Below are 19,294 nucleotides of genomic sequence, written 5' to 3' on the forward strand. Positions count from 1 at the left end.
TGTCGCTTTGATCGGTGTCGCGTCCGAAGTCATCGTATAGAGGGCGCGAACATTTTTGCCATGCTAACGGCCGCAGCCTTCTCCGCGCCGGGATCGTTCTCAAGCGCCTTTATCAGCGCGTCGGCTTCCGGCGTCTTGCCCATCGTCCCTATCCACAGTGGATGAATGAAATAGCGAAACGGCTCAGTGCGCCCGCCGTCGCCCATCGCGATCAAGCCGCCGGTCTCCGTCATGCCATGCAGCGCCCGCCGCAGCGAGCGCGCAACCGATGGCCGCAGCACCATGTCCGGCCCAACACCGGCGGCGCGATCGAGCGCGGCGCGGAAATCTTCAAACGTCATCGGCTTGCCGTGGCTCAGGATGGTCCCCCACACCCACCTCTGCCATTTGCCAAGACCTCGCGACATTGGGCCTCCTTTAGGTAAGTGTTCACTGTGAACACTTAATCATCCGCGCCTTCCATCCAGCTCGCTCAGCATCACCTTGGTGCTGCGCGCCAGATCGTCGAGCAGATCGCGGGCGCGGCACCTCGGATGACCGTCAACGTCGACCCACTTCAGCTTGTGCGCCGGGTCGGCGCGGTGTTTGGCGATGGTCGACAGCGAGCAGCGCTTGACCGCCGCCACCTCAAGGGGCGTGAGCAGCGCCGACGGTGGCAGCTTGTCGATGTCGAAGTCGGGGTGCGGCGGAATGCCGTTGCGGCGCAGATGAGGCTTGCGCGGTTTGGGCCTCGCCTTCGCGGCCTTGTGCTTGGCGCGCAACGCCGCATGCGCCGCCACCATGTCGCGAGACGACATGATCCAAATCTCCGGTTCGATTGTCAGGATGATTTCCGGCGGTGTGCCTGCAATGGGCCTACCGAAATTAGATTGGTCGCGTCACCGGGCAATTCAGGACCCTCGGCGCCAATACGCGGCACGATATGTGCCGAGGGCGGTGTCGGTCAAGCGCCTGAAAACTCAATCGAAAAAGCGATTGGCCAAACATCGGCAGAAATAGGCAAGTCTGCACGCGTGCAAGTCCTGCACTGACGTGCCACTTGGCAAAAGTGCAGCCCCCATCCCGGCAAGTCATTGCCGGGCTTCGGGTTTTTCTGCGCGGTCAGCAATCTCAGGGTGTAGTACTGCAATTCCTCACGCGGCCTCTTGTAGCACCGCCAGCCGCGCCAGCAATTCGACGCGCTGCGCATTCGCCCGCTCGGCTTTGGCCACTGCATCGGCGTCCTCGCCCGCGAGCACCGCCGCGAGATAGCGGTGAAGCGCGGTGAATGCCGCGCGCCGCAGGTCCCACTGCGGATCGAAATTGTAGGTGGCGTCCAGTTCATCACCGACCTGCTGCCCGACGGCCAGCCGCTGCGCGGCATCGCTAAAGCCGCAGCGGCTCATGATCGTTCGCGCCGTTCGTCGCAGATCGTGCATTGTCCATTTCGCCGTGCCCGCCTGCTTGATCAGCGCGTCGGTACGACGGGTGAAGTCGCCCAAGCGCGTGGCCTTGCGCGGTGACGGAAAAATCAGGTCGCTCGATCGCTGATACGCCTTGGCGCTGGCGAGGACGTCATCAATCAGCGCCGATCGCGGGATCTCATGCGGGCGGCCCTGCTTGGTGTGGGCGGCCTCGATCACGATCCGATCAGGCAGCACGTGCTGCGACCACGTCAGATAGGTCGGCTCGGAGCGGCGCGTGCCACTGAGGACACAGAATTTCACCAACAAGCCGAACGTCCCGGCGTTGCCCGCCGCAATCCACACCTGCCTGATCTCGTCGTCGCTGAGCGCGCGCTGCTTGCGCTTGCGGGCCGCCTGTTCGGCCAATCGCTCGGCCTTGGTCTTCTTCTGAACGCGAAAACCCGACATCGGATTGAACTTGATGTAGTGCTTGACGTCGCAGCACCACGACAGAAACACCGATGCATGTTTTCGCAGATCCTTGGCCGCGCCCGATGTCAGCTTGTCCATCTCGCTGACAATGTGCCACCGCTCCAGCTTGCGAATATCGGTGGTCTTGTACTGGGGCAACAGACGCCGCCGCAGCGCCGAGAGCGCGGTCTTGGTGTTCTTGTAGTGCCGCGCCTTCAGCGCCGTCTCATACGGCCCGCCCTCACGCAACAGCGCAGAGAGCGTTAGCACCTTGTCGGCGGCGGCGGCCTTGTCGGCTTCCCGTTGCTGGCGGCGCTGCGCGATGATGTCGCCGTCGGCGCCGACGATGGCGGCGGCCTTCTTGCGCGCGGCCGCGACGGAGACTTTGCCCGGCGCGCCGATCGTCACCTTGTGTGAGCCCTTCATGCCGGGCCGGGTGACGAACGCGACATAGGACTTGCCGCCGGTCGATCGCAGCCGCAGCGCCAGCCCGCGCTGCTTGCTATCGCGGATGAAATGCTGCGACTTGTCGGGCGGGCACGTCGCCTTGTTCACGAGGCTGTCGGTCAGTTCGATGGTGTCGGACATGGGGTCGGATTCCTCTCGGGGCCCAACGGGGGCACAACGGATTTTGGGGGTGTCGGGCGCTGCCCGTTACTGCCCAATATGTGCGGAAACCCCTTGTTTACAAGGGTTTCCTGCACCTCCGTTGACGTCCGGTACTGCCCGAGATTATACCCCATCTACCCCCGCAAGGGGAGAAGGAAGAATGCAATCACCGCCCTTTGAAGTTCGCGACCCTTCGCTCTTCCGTCGCCTTGACACCTTCCTTGAAATCTTCAGTCGCGCGCAGCCTCGACTGTTCGGCGAGCTCGTGGTTGGTTGCGGCCATCACGCGGTCGGCGAGGCCTGCGCGCATCGTGGCGCGGGTGGAGAGCAGGCCGAGCGGCGAGCACTCGGCGATCTCGCTCGCCAGCTTCATCGCAGCCGGCTTCACCTGGTCCTGCGGCACCAGCTCGTTGGCGAGGCCCCATTTGTAGGCCTCTTCGCCGGTGACGCGGCGGCTGGTGTAGAACATCAGCTCGGCGTTGTTCTTGCCGATCAGCTCGGGCAGCGTGACCGTCAGGCCAAAGCCCGGATGGAAGCCGAGTTTTGTGAAGTTCGCGGAGAAGCGCGCCTCCGGGCAGGTGACGCGGAAATCCGCTGACACCGCGAGCCCGAGCCCGCCGCCGATGGCAGCGCCCTGCACGGCGGCGACGATCGGCTTCTTGGCGCGGAAGATGCGTACGGCCTGGATGTAGAGATGGTTGATCGGCCCGAGGCTATCGGCCGGATCGCCTTTTGCCGCGCGCGCCTCCTGCTCCTGCCGCGCCGGGTCGTTGAAATTGGCGCCGGCGCAGAACGCCTTCCCCTGTGCGGAGAGCACGGAGGCGCGGATCTCGATGTCGCGATCGAACTCGTCGAGCGCGTCCGCTATCTGGTTGATCAGGGAGATGTCGAAGAAGTTGAGCGGCGGGCGGCGGATCTCGATGGTGCCGACGTGCCCGACCTTCTCGACGCCGATATCCTTGTAGCTGCTCATGATGATCCTCGTTAGCGCAAACCAAGTCCGCGGGCGATGATGCCGCGGAGCACTTCGGTGGTGCCGCCCTGGATGGTGAGTTTCGGCGCGGTCTTGATGGCGAAATCGAGCTGCCGCTCCAGCGTCTCGCGATTGCTGGCGGTCTCCTCGACGAAGGCGGCGAGATCGCGCACGCGATGCGGCAGTTGCTGCTCCCACACCGTACCGATGTCCTTGACGATGGAGGCTTCGACCACGGGCTCCTTGCCGGCCTGCAACATGCCGGCAACGGAGACCGACATGCGCCGCATGGTGTGGAGCTGCGCGACGAGCCGGCCGATGCCTTCGGCGCTGCGTGTATCCGGATCGTTGCCGACCGCGCGTACCAGCTCGGTCAGCACGTAGTAGGTTTCGAGGAAGCGCTCGGGACCCGAGCGCTCGTAAGCGAGCTCGGATGTCGCCTGCTTCCAGGCGCCGTCGACTTCGCCCAGCACGTGATCATCCGGAATGAAGTAATCGGTGAAGACGACCTCGTTGAACTCGTACTGGCCGGTGATCTGGCCGATCGGGTTCACCTTGATGCCGGGCTGCTTCATCTTGACCAGGAACTGCGTCAGGCCGTGGCGGCGGTTTTCCTTGGTCGGCTGCGAGGTGCGGAAGATCGCGATCATGTAGTCGGCGATGTGCGCCGACGAGGTCCAGATCTTGGTGCCGTTGATGAGATAGCCGCCGTCGGTCTTGGTCGCGCGTGTCTTCGCGGCGAACAGGTCGGAGCCCGAATTCGGCTCGCTCATGCCGATGGCAAAGCACAATTCGCCGCGGCAGATGCGCGGCAGGATGTCCATCTTGATGTGCTCCGGCGCGTATTTCAGCAGGATCGGTCCGCTCTGCCGGTCGGCGACGAAGAAGCGACGCGTCGGCGCATTCGCAACGCGCATTTCTTCGGTCACCACGTAGCGCTCGAGGAAGGAGCGCTCATGGCCGCCATATTTCTTCGGCCAGGTGATCCCGATCCAGCCGCGCTCGCCGACGCGGCGGGAGAATTCCGGCACGTCGGTGTCTTCGCGATTGGGCTTGAACGGGTTGAAGGTGCCGCGGGCCATTTCTTCGGCGAGGAAGGCGCGCACTTCCTTGCGCAGCTCCTCGCATTTGGGCGGCAGGCGGATCGGATCGAAACGGAGGGCAGCAGTCATGTGTCTCGTTCCCTGAACTCACCGTGACGCCACCAGCGGCCACAATTCATCGGCGCCTCTGGCAGCAACGAGCTTGCCGAGCTCGACGGCCCAGTAGCTCTCCGAGCCGAAATCGTCGCGCCAGGCCAGCGCCCGCAGCGAATAGCGATGCAATATGTGCTCGATGGTGAACCCGATCGCACCGTGCACCTGATGCGCGATGGCGCCACCCTTCTCGGCGGCTTCCGCGCAGCGGATTTTTGCGGAGGCGGCTTCGAGATAGACCGCGTCGTTGAAGGCGGTCGCGTTCGCAATCGCATCCGCGGCGGAGGTTGCCGCCGCCAGCGCTGCGGCGGATTCGCCAGCGAGCTTTGCGAGGTTGTGCTGCACCGCCTGGAATTTCGAGATCTTCTTTTCGAACGCGACGCGCTCGTTGGAATAGCGCACGGAAATGTCGAGCATGGATTCCAGCGCGCCCGCAATCTGGAGGCTGCGCGCGACGCCTCCCATCAACATCACCGTGGTCTGGTCAAGATGGTTTGGCGCGGGCTTGATTGTGATGGGCGCGATCTTGTCGAGCGTTACGACATCGCTGTCGTCGTAGCCGACATTGAGCCCGGCCTCGACCTTAGCCTTGCCGGCATCGACCAGCGCGATGGATACGCCGCTTGCGTCATGCGTCAGCACAGCAAAATGCCTGGCCGCTTTCGCAAAGGGCACGCCGCGGACGCGGCCGGAGAGCGAGCCGTCGGGATCGAGAGTGATGCGGTCCTTCGGGCTCGCCGGCAGCACCGTCATCTCGCCCTCGGGGGAGGCGATCTTCGCCTGCGCGAGCAGCCAGCCGGCGAGCATGGTTTCGGCGAGGGGAACCGCGATCGCAAAACGACCGGCCGCATTCAGCAGCGCAAATCCATCGGCAAGGCTCGCGCCGGAGCCGCCAAGATCGTCCGGCACCCACGCCAGGGGCAGTCCGGCCTCGCTCAGCGCCTGCCAGAGCGGCGCTTTCCACGCGTCCTTCTTGTCGTTGTTGATGGTTTGCGGATCGGCGAGATCGGCGAAGATCTTCTCCGCAGTCTCGACGACGATGTTGTCACTCTCCGCCACAGCGTTCCCCGTGTTTTGTCCTTGGCGCATCCGTCTTTTTGAGCGGGTGCGCAGCTCTCTTCTTGCGCCCGATGATCGGAAAAAGCCACGGCCCTGACAAGCGTTGATCGCAGGTCCGCCTGCGGCGCGGGCATGGGCCAAAAGACTAATTCCGCTTAGCGGAGTTTGATCGATTTGCAGCCGTCCGCAAACTCGCTAAACAGGACCGCTGGCATTGAAGACAAGAGAGGATAACCGGATGGCAAAGGACGGCTTGTGCGCAATCGTGACGGGGTCCGCATCCGGCCTTGGGGCGGCGACCGCGGAGATTCTCGCGCGAAGCGGAGCGCGGCTCGTCATCAACTATTCCTCGAGCCAGAAAGAAGCCGAGGCCACCGCGGAGGTCTGCCGCAAGGCAGGCGCAGCCGAGGTCGTGATCGCACAGGGCGATGTCTCGCGCGACGAGGATTGCCGCAGGATCGTCGCGGCGGCGGAGGCCTGGGGCCGGCTCGACGCGCTCGTCAACAATGCCGGCACGACCAAGCACGTCGCTCACGCCAATCTCGACGGTTTGTCGGCCGAAGATTTTCAGCGGCTCTATGGCGTCAACACTATCGGTCCGTTCCAGATGGTGCGTGCGGCGCGCAAGCTGCTCGAGGCCGGCGCGAACGCCTCGGGGCGGGCGTCGGCGGTGGTGAACGTCTCCTCGGTTGCCGGCATCAGCGGCGTCGGGTCATCGATCGCCTATGCCGCAAGCAAGGGCGCGCTCAACACCATCACGCTCTCGCTGGCGCGCGCGCTTGCGCCGCTGATCCGCGTCAACACCGTTTGCCCCGGCTATATCGACACGCCCTGGTTCACCAAGGGCCGCGGCGAGGATGCCGCCAAGCAGGTCCGCGACAACGTGGTCGCGAAGGTGCCGCTCAACGTCGCCTCAAGCGCCGACGACATCGCACAGCTCGTCTGCTTCCTGGCGACGCCGGCCTCCAGCAACATGACCGGCGAGATCGTGCGCATGGATGCCGGTCTGCATTTGATTACGTGATTGATGTCATTCCGGGACACGCGAAGCGTGAACCCGGAATCTCGAGATTCCGGGTTCGATGCTGACGCATCGCCCCGGAATGACGGAGTATAGGCGTCAACCCTTGATCACGCCGCTTGCCACCAGGCGGTGCCAGATGAACAGCACCACCACCGCGCCGATCGTGGCGGTGATGAAGCCGGCACCCTGGTCCAGGCTGTAATGGCCGATGGCCTGGCCGATAAACGTCGCCAGAAACGCGCCGACGATGCCGAGGACGGTGGTGAGGATGAAGCCCTGCGGATTTTTCGGTCCCGGCATCAGCCAGCGCGCGATGAGGCCGGCGACGAAACCGACGATGATGACCCAGATAATCCCGCCCATGTTCGCAACTCCCCTTGCAGCAACGATACGACTGACGTCAGAGCTCGGTCAGATTCGGCCAGACAGCTCGTTCTCGGTCGGCAGCCGTCCATCCGGCGTCAGGTGATCGATCACCTTCGGCAGATACTGGCTGAGACCGGACAGAAGCTCGTCACGCGACAGGCCGCTCTGGGCTGACAGGCTCTGGATCTGGTCGGCGCCGAGCGCATTGGCGAGATCGCCCGGTGCGATCGGCTTGTTCTCGCCCTTGCCGACCCAGGAATTCGCGGTTTCGCCATGACCGCCTTGCTGGAGCTGGTTGAGGAGATCGCCGAGCCCGCCACTGAGCACGCTGCCGGCCGCGCCGCCCGCGAGCAGGCCGCCGAGGCCGCCCTTCAGCACATCACTAAGCCCGCCGCCGCCGGGCGCGCCGCCCGGAAGCGCTTGCCCGCCCGCATTCGCCGGCGTGGGCGGCGGCAGTGGCGACGATTGCGGCGCCGCGTCACCCTGGCCTGCCGTCAAATGCTTGAACGCTTTCCACGCCAACAGACCAAGGATTGCCATGCTCATCGGCGACATGCCGCCGGACGATTCTTGCGAGCTTTGCGAGCTCGGCGTGCTTGACCCGCGCGGGCCGTTCTGCATGCCGTTGAGGACGTCGAGTAGACCCATGGTGCTCTCCTGCCGCTGAACCTGCCCCCGGGGCGAAAACATATGGGGCTCTCATGACGGTTACAAGGCGGTCGCACCGCAACCGCAGCGGCCGATGGGCAAGCGGCGCGGCCTTTGCTATCGAAGGTCAAATAATGAAGGTCTGGTCAACGCCGCTGTCGAAAGCGGCAAGCGGTTTCAGGAGCACATGGTGACGGATCGACCGATCGCCGTGGCGGGCGCGGGGGCCATCGGCTGCTTCGTCGGCGGCATGCTCGCGGCCGCCGGCCGCCGCGTGGCACTCCTGGTGCGGCCGCGGGTGAAGACCGAGATCGAGCGGTTCGGCCTGCGCCTGACCGATTTCGACGGATCCGAGCGGCGGCTCTCCGCAGGCCAGCTCGCGCTGTCGGAAGATGCCTCGATTTTTCACCGTGTTGGCGTGGTCTTGGTGACGGTGAAGAGCGCCGACACGACTGAGGTCGCCGAGCTGATCGCCCGGAACGCGCCGGACGATGCCGTCATCGTCTCCTTGCAGAACGGCGTCGGCAATGTGGGGATCCTGCGCGACAAGCTGCCGGGGCGGCGTGTGCTCGCGGGCATGGTGCCGTTCAACGTGATCGCGATGGGCGAGGGGCGCTTCCACCGTTCGACCTCGGGCGACATTCATGTCGAGAAGGATCAGGCCGATACCGCTGCGACGCTGTCCGTGCCGGGGCTCGCGATGCGCGCGAGCGCGGACATCACCGGCGTGCAATGGGGCAAGCTGGTCATCAATCTGAACAATGCGCTCAGCGCGTTGTCCGACATGCCGCTTGCCGCGCAGCTTGCGAACCGGGACTGGCGAAGGCTGTTCGCGGACCAGATGGCCGAGGGGCTTGCGGCGATGACGGCGGCTGGCATCAACCCGGTGTCGGCGACGCCGATACCGCCGCGCTGGACGCCGACCCTGCTGCGACTGCCCGACATGATCTTCAACGTGATCCTGGGGCGGACCATGAAGATCGATCCCGAGGCACGCTCCTCGATGTGGCAGGATCTGAAGCAGCGACGCAAGACCGAGATCGACTATCTGCAAGGGGCGATCATCGCGCTGGCGGACCAGCACGGCGTGGACGTGCCGCTGTGCCGCCGCATTGCTGCGCTGATCAGGCAGGCTGAGAGCGCGGGCAACGGCCCGCCGCGCCTGACGCCGCAGCAGATCCGGGGCGGTGGGTGAGAGCCGGTCCGACCGGAGGCATGCCGATGAAACCCGTTCCGATGACGGCGATTGCGGTTGCGATGCTCTGCGGTGCATCCACCCTCGCGCAGGCCCGTCCGCCGACCGTCACACCGTCGCCCGGCTACGACAGGCGGTTGCAGGAGAGCCGATCGGCGCCAAGCGGCACGACGACGGTTGCACCGACCAATCCGCCGGCGACCACGCAGAAGCGGACCAGGAAGAAGCATACGAACTGATGCGCCGCAGGATGTTGTGGCTTATCAAGGCCAGTTGGACGAGGCTCGAGGCTACACGCTCCGCTGTCATTCCCCGAGAAAGCGGGGAATCCAGTACGCGGCGGCCTATCGATTCAATCAAAGTCGTCTCTGGAATACCGGATCGCCTGATCAAGTCGGGCGATGACGGCGGAGGGTAAGGAGAGTGCCCGACCCCGGCTCGCAGGGACGGCGCGAGGGCTTCACCCCTTCTTCGCCTTGCTCGGCGTGGGGCTGAACAGCTTCTTCAGTTCGTTCAAGCTCTCCGACAGCCGCGGCCATTCGCAGGAGAACGAGCCCTTGGTGCATGCCTTCGGCCGCGGCTGTTTGGGCCGCTCGACCGGAACCGGCACGCGCTCGGCCTCGGTGCGGAGTGCAACCTGCTGGACTTGCTGTTGCCGTTGCTCCTGCTGTTGCTGCTGTTTGGCGGCGGCTTCGGCAGCCAGGTTGGCACGGCGCTGATTGGCGAGATAGGCGGCGTAGGATTCGTCGATCTTCTTCTGTTCCTCCGGCGTCGGATTGGGACCGGCGATATCGAAGCTGCGATCCTGGAGGAAGTCGTAGTAGGTGTACCCGCCACCCGCCTTGCGGCGGCCGGCGAATTTGGCGTTGCACTCGGCGAGCGCCGCCGTCTTCTCCTGCCTGGTTGCGTATTTCTCGGCCCGGTCGGCGCATTCCTCGAAATCGCCCGGCGCGCGTTTCCACCATTGCGCATGGGCATGCGCGGGCATCAGCAGGGCGAGCCCTGCAGTCAAGCCAAGCAACAATCTCGCGCTACGCGAAGCGATCACGAACGACATTCAACAGATGCAATCTTTGTGGAACTCAACTGATTCAGTCGAATTTTCGCCTGTTTCCAGCCACTTGTCACCCATGGAACCCGACATTTTCATGGCTGCATTGCTGACATTTTTTGCTTGACGTGGCCGGCCAGTCACAGCGGCATGGCACGCGATGCGCATAGAGTTGCAAGAAGGCTTCAAGTCAAGAGGGCTCCAAGTCAAGCCTTCGCGCGGAGAGGATTTTTGGCAATGAAATGGCGGACATTTGTCGCAACGATCGCGTTGGCGCTGCTGTCGTGTCACGCGAATGCCGCCGATGAGGCCACGCCCAACCTTGCGCCGGTGAAGGCGGTCGCCGATGCGCGCCTTGCGGTCGGCGATCACGCCGTCCTGCCACTTTATCTCTCCAGCGATTGGGCGCTGCCGCTGCCATCGATCACCCGCGCCGTCATCGTGCTGCACGGGCGCCTGCGCAATGCGGATGTCTATTACAAGTCGGCGCGGACGGCGCAAGCGGCGGCCAGCGACGAGGGCCGGGCCACCATCATGATCGTTCCGCAGTTTCTGGCGCAGGTCGATATCGATGCGTACAAGTTGCCTGACGAGACGCTGCGCTGGTCGCTGGAGGGGTGGGAGGGCGGCGAGGCCGCGCTCGCACCGAGCCCGGCCTCCTCGTTCGAGGCGCTCGATGCGATCCTCGCCAGGTTTGGCGACCGGCGCATCTTCCCGAATCTCAAGCAGGTCGTGGTCGCCGGTCATTCCGGCGGCGGCCAGGTCGCGCAGCGCTATGCCATCGCAGGCAGGGGCGAAGCGAAACTGTCGCGCCAACACATCGAGGTGCGCTACGTCGTCGCCAATCCATCGTCCTACGCATATTTCAGCGCGGAGCGGCCGGAGCCGTCGATCGCCGCTTCCTGTCCCGGCTACGACAACTGGAAATACGGTATGAACGATCGCCCGCCTTATCTGAGCGATGCAACGTCCGCCGCGCTCGAGCAGCGCTATGTCGAGCGCGAGGTGATCTATCTGCTCGGCACGCTCGACACCAATCCAGAGCATCCAGCGCTCGACAACAGCTGCATGGCGAAAGCGCAAGGACCCTATCGCTACGCCCGCGGCCACGCCTATGCGGACGCAATGGCCGGACGCGACCACGGCACGCCCAATCACAAGCTGTTCGACGTCGCCGGCATCGGTCACGACGGCGACAAGATGCTGACTTCGAAATGCGGGCTCACGGCGCTGTTCGATCTGCCCGGCTGCACCGCGGACCGCTGAGCTGAGGATGCCTTGAAGGCCCGGCTCGGGCTGTTACACTTCGTCCCGTGAGCGCACGATTACGGTGCCACCAAGAAGACGAGATGGATTGCAAAAACGAAGTCGGCCGTTGCTGCTTTCGAAAGCGATTTCACACCCTTTGTTTCAGCCAAAGCTCTCTCATATTCTTTATGCCGGGGTTACTTCAAGTGATGAGGAATTGCGCGTTCATCCTGCCTTGCGTTCTCCTTCTTGTTTCTGGAAACAACGAGGTTGGTTCATTGGAGATGCGGCGACTTGGTACCGACCGCGTGTCAGCGTCCTTCTACAACGGCCATGAAACTATCAACGATCATCCCATGCAGCCGATAGTCACTGTTGCCTTGGCGGATAGAAACCGGCGAATGACGGAAGAGGGGTACGCAGAAGCAAACAGTCTCTCTGCAGATGAGGTTGGAAGCCGCTTTGCGGCAAGTGGAATCTTACGGTGTCCCGGTGGAGCTAGTAGAGCTCAAGTGACCGGAGCGCGCGACGTGATCACGACGGTAGCTCATGCGTTTCGGGACACTTGCAAGCTTCGGACGTCGCCTGACAAGTGTACATTCGAGTACTATCTGGGAGCGCAGATGCGGACCGTTCCCTTGTCAGCGACCCTATGGATGGGCCCATGCATCGACAGTGCACCGAGACAGGGTAGCGCCGATTGGGCGGTCGCAAAACTCGCATTTCCCGCAGACGTGACGCCATACGAAATCTATGAACAGCCCGAAATTTTGGTGGAGCTGGAGCGTGTCCTGGCGGTTGTCGGTTATGATATCGAAGCCACAGGAAAGACGGACAAGGACGGGCCGTTCAACAAGACGATACAGGAGTGCCAAATACGCGACGTAAGGGATTGGCAGACATTTGAAACGAACTGCGAGTTCGAAGTCGGGGCATCGGGTAGCGCCCTGTTTCGTCTGTGGGGTCGTCGAATGACCCTACTTGGCGTCGTTTTCGGAGACTATCGAGATAAAGAATATTGTCCACGGGGCGGCTGCGAGTTCAGGAGCCGGAAATGGTCGAGCTTGTTTGTTACCTTGAAGGGCGAGTTTAAGGACAGCCTCGTGGCGGCCGTGCGTCTGTCTGTAGCAAAATAGAACGTCGGGCTGCCCCTCGGATCGGTAAGCTGCGGATGCATGCCGACTGACGACAATGAGGCCGCGGCTCCGGGATCGCCATCCCGGTCCGCTGCAGTCGCGCCCACGCGAACTCAAATCTCAGAGCATTTTGCCGACGATCTTCGTCATATCCGCCGCCGAATACGCGCGCAGTGTCTCGGTACGGACATTGCCGAGTGCGCCGAGACTGAGACTGAGTGACATCACGGCCGGCTCATCTGGAGCCTCCAGAAGGGTCACAAAGTCATATCGCCCTTGCGTCCAGACGAGCTCCTTCACGGTCACGCCGAACGTCTTGGCCATTTCCTTGAAAGCGTCGGCCCGCTTCGGCGAGTCCTTGACGTTGCGGATTCCCTGATCAGTGAAGTTTCCCAGCACGACATAGGCCACCATGGTCGTCCTCCCTGGTTAGAGCCTGATACAATTCTCGCATGAGGAAACCGCGACGAACTTGCCACAGCGGCTGAGACGGCGCACCTGCCCATTGGGGAACGTCAGCGGGCGTGACTTATCGGGTCAGGACAACGGCCTTGCAAAACTGAGCTCGTGGCCGTCAGGGTCGGTGAGATGGAAGTAGCGCTCGCCCCATTCGGCATCGCGCGGCGCGGTCGATGGCTGCCATCCTGCCGTGAGCGCGCGCTGATGGATGGCATCGACGTCGGCGACGTAGAAGATGACGCGGCCCCACCAGGACCAGCGCTTGTCCGCCGGCTGGGCGATCAGGTTGAGATAGCCTGGACCGGCGCGGAAGCTCGTGAACGCCTGGGCTTCGCCGCCGTGCAGAATCTCAAAGCCCAGCGAACGGTAAAAGCCGACGGCGCGCGCCATGTCATGGGTGGCAAGCGTGATGGCGCTGATGCTCTCGATCATGGTGGCGCTCCCCGTGGATTGGGAGATATTAGAGCGCTGATGAAACGATTGACGATGGCCAATGTTTCGCATTGCGGGGAGATGCGGACGTCCAACAGGCGGGAGGTCCTGATGCGAGTACCTGCAACACCGGACGGCGCGCTACCAAAACCTGGAACGGCAGAGGCGATCGAGCTCGGCTGCACCTGCCAGGTGTTCTCGCACGACTCCAAGACGGATGAGCTGGAGCCGTCCGGGATGCTGGTCGCGCCTGACGCGAATTGCCCGGTTCACGGCACGGCGGCCCAACTCGAGGAGCATGATTGAGACCGCCGGATTGCCGCCGTTTGGATGCATCGCAGCGCTGGCGATTTGCGAGCTGCTCTGCTATGGAGACCCCAAGTGCCTGCACCCGTTGCAGGTTCCGCGGTCCCGTAGCTCAGCCGGATAGAGCGGCGGTTTCCTAAACCGTAGGTCGGATGTTCGAGTCATCCCGGGATCGCCATTCTCAAATGCGGTTTTTCAGAACCGGCCGCCTTTCTCACTCTGCCCCGCCCGTCAAGTAGCCAATAAAAAAAGTTTGGCACGGCTTTACGCGACATTCGTCTTGCAGACCGGGCTCCGTATTCACATCTCGCCTCCCGCAATTCTGGGGTGTGGCTTTGGTTAACAAAGTCGCCCAGTTGCGAATTGTGGAGATGAACTATGGACTTCAATGGTTTCAATGGCGCCTGGCTGATCCAGCCCGCGCTTTGGGCCGCGGCAGCGGTCGCGTTTTTGATCCTGCTGCGCGTTGCCAATATCTTTCGTTATATCCCGAACAACCAGGTCGGCATCGTCGAGAAGCTGTGGACGACGAAGGGCTCGATCGAAGGCGGCTTCATCGCGCTGAACGGCGAAGCCGGCTACGAGCCGGAAGTGCTGCGCGGCGGCCTGCACGTGTTCTTTCCGTTCATGTACCGGATCCATAAATCGGACCTCGTCACGGTCGGACAGGGCAAGATCGCCTATGTGTTCGCGCGCGACGGCGCGCCGCTCGGCGCTTCGCAAGTGCTCGGCGCCAACGACACCGAGGACAAGTCGGACTTCGAGGACGCGCGTCGATTCCTGCTCGGTGGCGGGCAGAAGGGACCGCAGCGCAAGATCCTGCGCGAAGGCACCTATGCGATCAACACGACGCAGTTCGCGATCATCACCGACGATCGCGTCTACGGTCATGCCCTGAGCGAACAGGAGCGCGGCGTGCTCGACGCGATGCAGCTTACGATCGCCGAGCGATGGGGCTTTGCGCCCGTCGTGCTCGCGGCCGATCACGACCTCGTCGGTATCGTCACCGTGCATGACGGCCCGTCGCTGCCGCCTGGCGAGATCATCGCGCCCGAGGTCGGCGTCGACTTGCGCGACTGGGAGACCTTTCACAACAATTTCCAGGAGCCCGAGCAATTCCTGAGGGCCGGCGGCTATCGCGGCCGGCAGCTCCAGATCATCGTCGAGGGCACCTGGTACATCAACCGCCTGTTCGCGACCGTCGAGGCGGTGCCGAAGACTGTGATCCCGGTCGGCAATGTCGGTGTCGTCATCTTCTACACCGGACCGCAGTCCGACGACGTGTCGGGCGAGCAGTATCGCCATGGCGAGCTCGTCCTCAACGGTGGCCGCGGCGTCTGGCGGGATCCGCTGCTGCCCGGCAAATACGCGTTCAACACCTATGCGGGCAAGATCGAGATCATCCCGACCGTCAACTTCATCCTGAAATGGGTGCGCGGCGAGGTCGGTGCGATGAAGCTCGATGAGAACCTGTCGGAGATCTCGCTGATCACCAAGGACGCGTTCGAGCCGACGCTGCCGCTCTCGGTGGTGATGCATATCGACTACAAGAAGGCGCCGATGATCATCCAGCGCTTCGGCGACGTGAAGAAGCTCGTCGAGCAGACGCTCGATCCGATGGTCAGCGCGTTCTTCAAGAACATCGCGCAGAAGATGACGCTGATCGAGCTGCTCCAGAACCGGGCGTCGGTCCAGGAGGAATCTGCGGCCGAGATGAAGGCGAAGTTCGCAAGCTATTCGCTCGACCTTCAGGAGGTCCTGATCGGTACGCCGCGCGCCGCCAGCGGCGATCACACCATCGAGAACATCCTGATCCAGCTCCGCTCGCGCCAGATCGCACGCGAGCAGATCGAGACTTACCAGGAGCAGGAGAAGGCCGCGGTGCAGGAGCGCGCGCTCAACGAGGCCAAGGCGACGGCGGCCGCGCAGTCGGCGCTGACGCAATCGCTGATCCAGATCAAGGTGAACGAGAACGAGGGCGCCGCCGCACTCGCCCGCGCGCAGAAGGACGCCGAGACCCGAAAGGTGACGGCAGCCGCGGTCGGCGAGCAGTCGCGGCTCGAGGGCCAGGGCGAGGCCGATCGGGTGCTCGCGATCGGCGCCGCCAACGCGCAGGCGACCAAGCTCTCGGTCGAGGCCTATGGCGGTCCGGAGTTCCGGCTGGCCGAGCAGAACTTCACGAAGTTCGCGGAAGCCCTGACCCGGATCAACCAGCCGCTGGTGCCGCAATTCCTGATGTCCGGCGGACCGGGCCAGGAGACCGGCAATGCGGGCCTGATCCCGACCGCGATGCTGAGCTCGATGTTCGGCCGCATGATGCCGGATGCGCTGGAGCGGCTGAAGGACGAGGCGCCGAAGGCGGCCCGCAAGGCCAACGGCCAGTGATCACAGGCCGCCTCCGATTTGCTTAGCCGGCGGGAAGATTGCTAACAGGAATGACGAAACGGCCAGGCTGGAAGTAAACCTTCCGGCCTGGCCGATGCCTGTTCCTTGCAAGCCTTGTGACCCCCGGAGATGACGATGCCTTTTGACTTGATCCTGCGTGGCGGACGGGTCGTTGACCCCTCGCAGAAGCTTGACGCGGTAACGGATGTCGCGTTTGCGGGCGGCAAGGTCGCGGCGATCGGCAGCGGGCTCAAGGCGGATCCGGGGACCGATGTGCGCGACGTTTCTCGCTACATCGTGACGCCTGGCCTGATCGATTTGCACACCCATGTCTATTGGGGCGGCACCTCGCTCGGCATCGATGCAGAAGAATTCTGCCGTCTCTCCGGTGTCACCACGGCGGTGGACACCGGCAGCGCCGGCCCCGGCAATTTCGCCGGCTTCCGCAAGCATGTGATCGAGCCGAGCCAGGTTCGCATCCTCGCCTATTTGCACGTCTCGCATGCCGGCATCTTTGGCTTCTCGCACAAGGTGATGGTCGGCGAGAGCGAGGAGCTGCGGCTGATGAACCCCATCGATGCCGCCAAGGTGGCGGATGCAAACCGCGACCTCATCGTCGGGATCAAGGTGCGCGTCGGCCTGCACGCCTCGGGTACCTCGGGGATCGTGCCGCTCGATATCGCGCTCGAAGTGGCCGAAGAGGTCGGCATGCCCCTGATGGCGCATATCGACCATCCGCCGCCGAGCTATGAAGAGGTGCTCGCGCGGCTACGCCCGGGTGACGTGCTCACCCATGCCTTCCGGCCGTTCCCCAATACGCCTGCGACCGCGCAAGGCACGGTCAAGAAGGTGGTGCTGGAGGCGCGCGAGCGCGGTGTGATCTTCGACATCGGCCACGGCAAGGGCTCGTTCGCCTTCAAGACCGCGCGCGCGATGCTGGCGAACGGTTTCTATCCGGACACGATTTCATCCGACATCCATCTGCTCTGCATCGACGGGCCGGCCTTCGACCAGGTGACGACCATGTCGAAATTCCTGTGCATGGGGATGTCGCTGTACGACGTGATCGCGGCCTCGACCGTGAACGCCGCGATGGCGCTTCGGCGCCCGGAGCTCGGCAGCCTCAAGGTGGGCAGCGTCGGCGACGCCACGCTGATCACGGTTCGCGAAGGGCAGTTCGACTATGTCGACGTCGTCGGCGAGCACCTGACGGGTAGCCAGAAAATCGCCTCCGAAGGCGTCGTCATCGGTGGCCGCTGGTGGCATCCGAAATAAGGAGCGCGACTTCGGCTGTATTTCGCCTCGCCCCGCTTTCGGGGAGAGGCCGACGCGCGGAACGCGCGGCGGGTGAGGGGGACTCTCCGCGCGTCCGACTGTCACCGCATTTGCGGAAGCAGCCCCTCACCAACCCTCACAGAGCGAGCGAAGCTCGTCTCGTCCCCGCAAGAGCGGGGCGAGGGAGCACAGCTCGATCGCGGACGCTGCGTCCTCGTATCAGTTGCGCCGGCGCCTACTCATTCTTGTCCACATTCCAGAACAACGGCGTCGCCGGGCCGTCGATCACGCCGGTGAGCGATTTGCGCCATGCGCTCGGCGCCTGGAACTGGCCGAGCGGGACGTAGATCACCTGCTCGTAGGCTTCCTTCTGCACGTCGAGCGCGATCTTCTTCTGCTCTTCGGGTGAGGTGGCGCGGGCAAAGGCGTCGCGCAGCTGCTCGAGCTTGGGATCCTCGGACCAGCCGAACCAGCCGCCCTCCTTGCCCTTGCCTACCATCGCGCCATTGACGAGCGGATTCATCGAGTCGGCGGCGCCCTGATAGGTGAAGAACATGTTCCAGCCGCCTTCCTTCGGCGGTTTCTGGTTGGCCCTGCGGGTGACCACGGTCTGCCAGTCCATTGCCTGGAGATCGACCTTGAAACCGGCCTCGCGCAGCAGCTGCGCGACCACGATCGGCTGCGCTTTCAGCAGGATCTGGTCGCCCGGCGCCAGGATCACGACGGGCGTGCCGTCATAGCCGGACTCTGCCAAGGCCTTCTTGGCTTCCGCCATGCCGTTGCCCTTGATCAGGGTCTCGCCGCCCTCGTCGCTGGCGAACGGCGTGTCGCAGATGAAGAATGCGCCGCAGAGCTTGTAGTATTTGGGATTGCCGATCTGCGCGTCAAGCACGTCCTTCTGGTTGATCGCGAGCATCGCGGCGCGGCGGATCTTCACATTGTCGAACGGCGGATGCAGGAAGTTCATCCGGCCGAACGATTGGAAGCCGAACTTGTTCAGGATTGCGATGTTGATGTCCGGGTTGGACTCGAGCACAGGCAGCAGGTCGAACGGCGGCGTTTCGACGAAATCGACGTCGCCGGATTGCAGCGCGTTGAGCGCGGTCTGCGCGTCCGGCATCGTCAGCCACTCGACACGGTCGACCTTGACCACCTTGCCGCCCGATGTCCATTCGGCCGGCTCCTTGCGCGGCACGTAGTCGGTGTTCTTTTCGTAAACGGCTTTCACACCGGGCTGGAATTCGGCAGCCACGAACTTGAACGGGCCGGAGCCGATCTGCTCCGGAATCTGCTTGCTGATCGGGGTTTCGGCCAGCCGCTTGGGCATCATGAAGGCGCAGATCGACGATGGCTTGGCGATCGTCTCCAGCACGAGGCCATAGGGCTCCTTCAGCTTGAGGACGATCGTTTTGGCATCGGGGGCTTCGATGCCTGCCGTGAAATCCATCAGCTTGCGCGCCATGCCGTCGACGCTCGTGCCCCAGCGCTTCAGCGAGGCGACGCAATCCTCCGCCGTCACCGGCGGGCCGTCATGCCACTTCAAGCCGTCGCGCAAGGTGAAGGTGTAGGTCAGCTTGTCGTCGGAGACCTTCCAGTCGGCCATCTGCGGCCGCACCTTGAAGCTGGAATCGATGCCCAGCAGCGTATCGTAGACCATGTAGCCATGGTCGCGGGTGATGATGGCGGTCGTGAAGCCGGGATCGGTGACGCGAAGGTCTGATTGCATCACCGCAGTCAGGATCTTCTTTCCGCTCGCGGCAGATGCAACCGACGTCCATGCAACGGGAAGTGCCGATGGCGCAACAGCAGCAAGCTGAAGCAGTTTCCGGCGCGAGACGTGAACCATTCTCTATTCTCCTGACCTGACGCAAACGAAACCAGATGGCGGCTGTCGATGAAGGGCAGCGTATGGCGGGGAGCCGCACGTGACAAGGAGAGCTTGCTTCCGCCGATCTGAATTCGTTTGCGACGAAGCAAGGGCCGTGCCGCCGAAGCCGGCGGCGCAGGAAATCGCGAAGGTCGTCTCGCTTTTGACGGACGCGCGTTAACTTTACTGCGTCACAAGCACACGCCCTC

20 protein-coding genes and 1 tRNA gene are annotated in these 19,294 nt (G+C 63.5%); 9 read left to right on the top strand and 12 right to left on the bottom strand.

Going from position 1 to position 19,294, the window contains the following annotated elements; genetic code table 11:
* Nucleotides 1-29: 29 nt before the first annotated feature.
* From NLN62_RS19880 to NLN62_RS19905, 6 genes are all read right to left on the bottom strand, one after another.
* Nucleotides 30-407, bottom strand: coding sequence for a hypothetical protein (locus tag NLN62_RS19880; protein WP_254109914.1), 378 nt, complete (start codon nt 405-407; stop codon nt 30-32).
* 39 nt (nt 408-446) lie between these two features.
* Nucleotides 447-797, bottom strand: coding sequence for a hypothetical protein (locus tag NLN62_RS19885; protein WP_254109915.1), 351 nt, complete (start codon nt 795-797; stop codon nt 447-449).
* A gap of 336 nt (nt 798-1,133) precedes the next feature.
* Complete coding sequence (locus NLN62_RS19890) at nt 1,134-2,444, bottom strand: tyrosine-type recombinase/integrase (protein WP_254109916.1); 1,311 nt, start codon at nt 2,442-2,444, stop codon at nt 1,134-1,136.
* Between the two features lie 187 nt (nt 2,445-2,631).
* Nucleotides 2,632-3,438: an enoyl-CoA hydratase/isomerase family protein gene (locus NLN62_RS19895; RefSeq protein ID WP_254109917.1), complete on the bottom strand. Its 807-nt coding sequence runs from the start codon at nt 3,436-3,438 to the stop codon at nt 2,632-2,634.
* 11 nt (nt 3,439-3,449) lie between these two features.
* A complete protein-coding gene (locus NLN62_RS19900) occupies nt 3,450-4,610 on the bottom strand; it encodes an acyl-CoA dehydrogenase family protein (RefSeq protein WP_027526491.1) in 1,161 nt (386 codons plus the stop codon).
* Nucleotides 4,611-4,628: 18 nt separating this feature from the next.
* Entirely contained in the window at nt 4,629-5,693 is a 1,065-nt protein-coding gene (locus NLN62_RS19905; RefSeq protein WP_027526490.1) for an acyl-CoA dehydrogenase family protein, read from the bottom strand.
* A 238-nt stretch (nt 5,694-5,931) separates the two neighbouring features.
* Between NLN62_RS19905 and NLN62_RS19910 the strand changes: the two genes are divergently transcribed.
* Complete coding sequence (locus NLN62_RS19910; protein WP_027526489.1) at nt 5,932-6,717, top strand: SDR family NAD(P)-dependent oxidoreductase; 786 nt, start codon at nt 5,932-5,934, stop codon at nt 6,715-6,717.
* Nucleotides 6,718-6,813: 96 nt separating this feature from the next.
* Here NLN62_RS19910 and NLN62_RS19915 read toward each other — a convergent pair whose 3' ends face one another.
* Entirely contained in the window at nt 6,814-7,080 is a 267-nt protein-coding gene (locus NLN62_RS19915; RefSeq protein ID WP_027526488.1) for a GlsB/YeaQ/YmgE family stress response membrane protein, read from the bottom strand.
* A gap of 48 nt (nt 7,081-7,128) precedes the next feature.
* Nucleotides 7,129-7,731 (bottom strand): YidB family protein, encoded by a 603-nt coding sequence (locus NLN62_RS19920; RefSeq protein ID WP_027526487.1) that lies wholly within the window; start codon nt 7,729-7,731, stop codon nt 7,129-7,131.
* A gap of 187 nt (nt 7,732-7,918) precedes the next feature.
* On the opposite strand from NLN62_RS19920, the gene NLN62_RS19925 reads away from it, so the two are divergent.
* Both NLN62_RS19925 and NLN62_RS19930 read left to right on the top strand, forming a co-directional pair.
* Entirely contained in the window at nt 7,919-8,926 is a 1,008-nt protein-coding gene (locus tag NLN62_RS19925) for a 2-dehydropantoate 2-reductase (RefSeq protein ID WP_027526486.1), read from the top strand.
* Nucleotides 8,927-8,952: 26 nt separating this feature from the next.
* Nucleotides 8,953-9,165, top strand: coding sequence for a hypothetical protein (locus NLN62_RS19930; protein WP_027526485.1), 213 nt, complete (start codon nt 8,953-8,955; stop codon nt 9,163-9,165).
* A 221-nt stretch (nt 9,166-9,386) separates the two neighbouring features.
* On the opposite strand, the gene NLN62_RS19935 is transcribed toward NLN62_RS19930, so the two are convergent.
* On the bottom strand, nt 9,387-9,983 hold the full coding sequence (locus NLN62_RS19935) for a hypothetical protein (protein WP_027526484.1): 597 nt from the start codon (nt 9,981-9,983) through the stop codon (nt 9,387-9,389).
* A gap of 231 nt (nt 9,984-10,214) precedes the next feature.
* On the opposite strand from NLN62_RS19935, the gene NLN62_RS19940 reads away from it, so the two are divergent.
* Both NLN62_RS19940 and NLN62_RS19945 read left to right on the top strand, forming a co-directional pair.
* On the top strand, nt 10,215-11,243 hold the full coding sequence (locus NLN62_RS19940; protein WP_027526483.1) for a hypothetical protein: 1,029 nt from the start codon (nt 10,215-10,217) through the stop codon (nt 11,241-11,243).
* A gap of 605 nt (nt 11,244-11,848) precedes the next feature.
* Nucleotides 11,849-12,361 (top strand): hypothetical protein, encoded by a 513-nt coding sequence (locus NLN62_RS19945; protein ID WP_156944669.1) that lies wholly within the window; start codon nt 11,849-11,851, stop codon nt 12,359-12,361.
* 120 nt (nt 12,362-12,481) lie between these two features.
* Here NLN62_RS19945 and NLN62_RS19950 read toward each other — a convergent pair whose 3' ends face one another.
* On the bottom strand, nt 12,482-12,775 hold the full coding sequence (locus tag NLN62_RS19950) for a GYD domain-containing protein (RefSeq protein WP_027526481.1): 294 nt from the start codon (nt 12,773-12,775) through the stop codon (nt 12,482-12,484).
* Between the two features lie 123 nt (nt 12,776-12,898).
* On the bottom strand, nt 12,899-13,252 hold the full coding sequence (locus NLN62_RS19955; protein ID WP_027526480.1) for a VOC family protein: 354 nt from the start codon (nt 13,250-13,252) through the stop codon (nt 12,899-12,901).
* A gap of 111 nt (nt 13,253-13,363) precedes the next feature.
* On the opposite strand from NLN62_RS19955, the gene NLN62_RS19960 reads away from it, so the two are divergent.
* From NLN62_RS19960 to NLN62_RS19975, 4 genes are all read left to right on the top strand, one after another.
* Nucleotides 13,364-13,558: a hypothetical protein gene (locus tag NLN62_RS19960; protein WP_156944667.1), complete on the top strand. Its 195-nt coding sequence runs from the start codon at nt 13,364-13,366 to the stop codon at nt 13,556-13,558.
* A 101-nt stretch (nt 13,559-13,659) separates the two neighbouring features.
* Nucleotides 13,660-13,736 (top strand) — tRNA-Arg (locus tag NLN62_RS19965).
* 200 nt (nt 13,737-13,936) lie between these two features.
* Nucleotides 13,937-15,943, top strand: a complete 2,007-nt coding sequence (locus NLN62_RS19970; protein ID WP_035664186.1) for an SPFH domain-containing protein — start codon at nt 13,937-13,939, stop codon at nt 15,941-15,943.
* Nucleotides 15,944-16,078: 135 nt separating this feature from the next.
* Entirely contained in the window at nt 16,079-17,218 is a 1,140-nt protein-coding gene (locus NLN62_RS19975; RefSeq protein WP_027526477.1) for an amidohydrolase/deacetylase family metallohydrolase, read from the top strand.
* Nucleotides 17,219-17,453: 235 nt separating this feature from the next.
* On the opposite strand, the gene NLN62_RS19980 is transcribed toward NLN62_RS19975, so the two are convergent.
* Entirely contained in the window at nt 17,454-19,064 is a 1,611-nt protein-coding gene (locus NLN62_RS19980; protein WP_027526476.1) for an ABC transporter substrate-binding protein, read from the bottom strand.
* Nucleotides 19,065-19,294 lie beyond the last annotated feature (230 nt).

This window comes from Bradyrhizobium sp. CCGUVB23 (assembly GCF_024199885.1).
Lineage (GTDB): Bacteria > Pseudomonadota > Alphaproteobacteria > Rhizobiales > Xanthobacteraceae > Bradyrhizobium.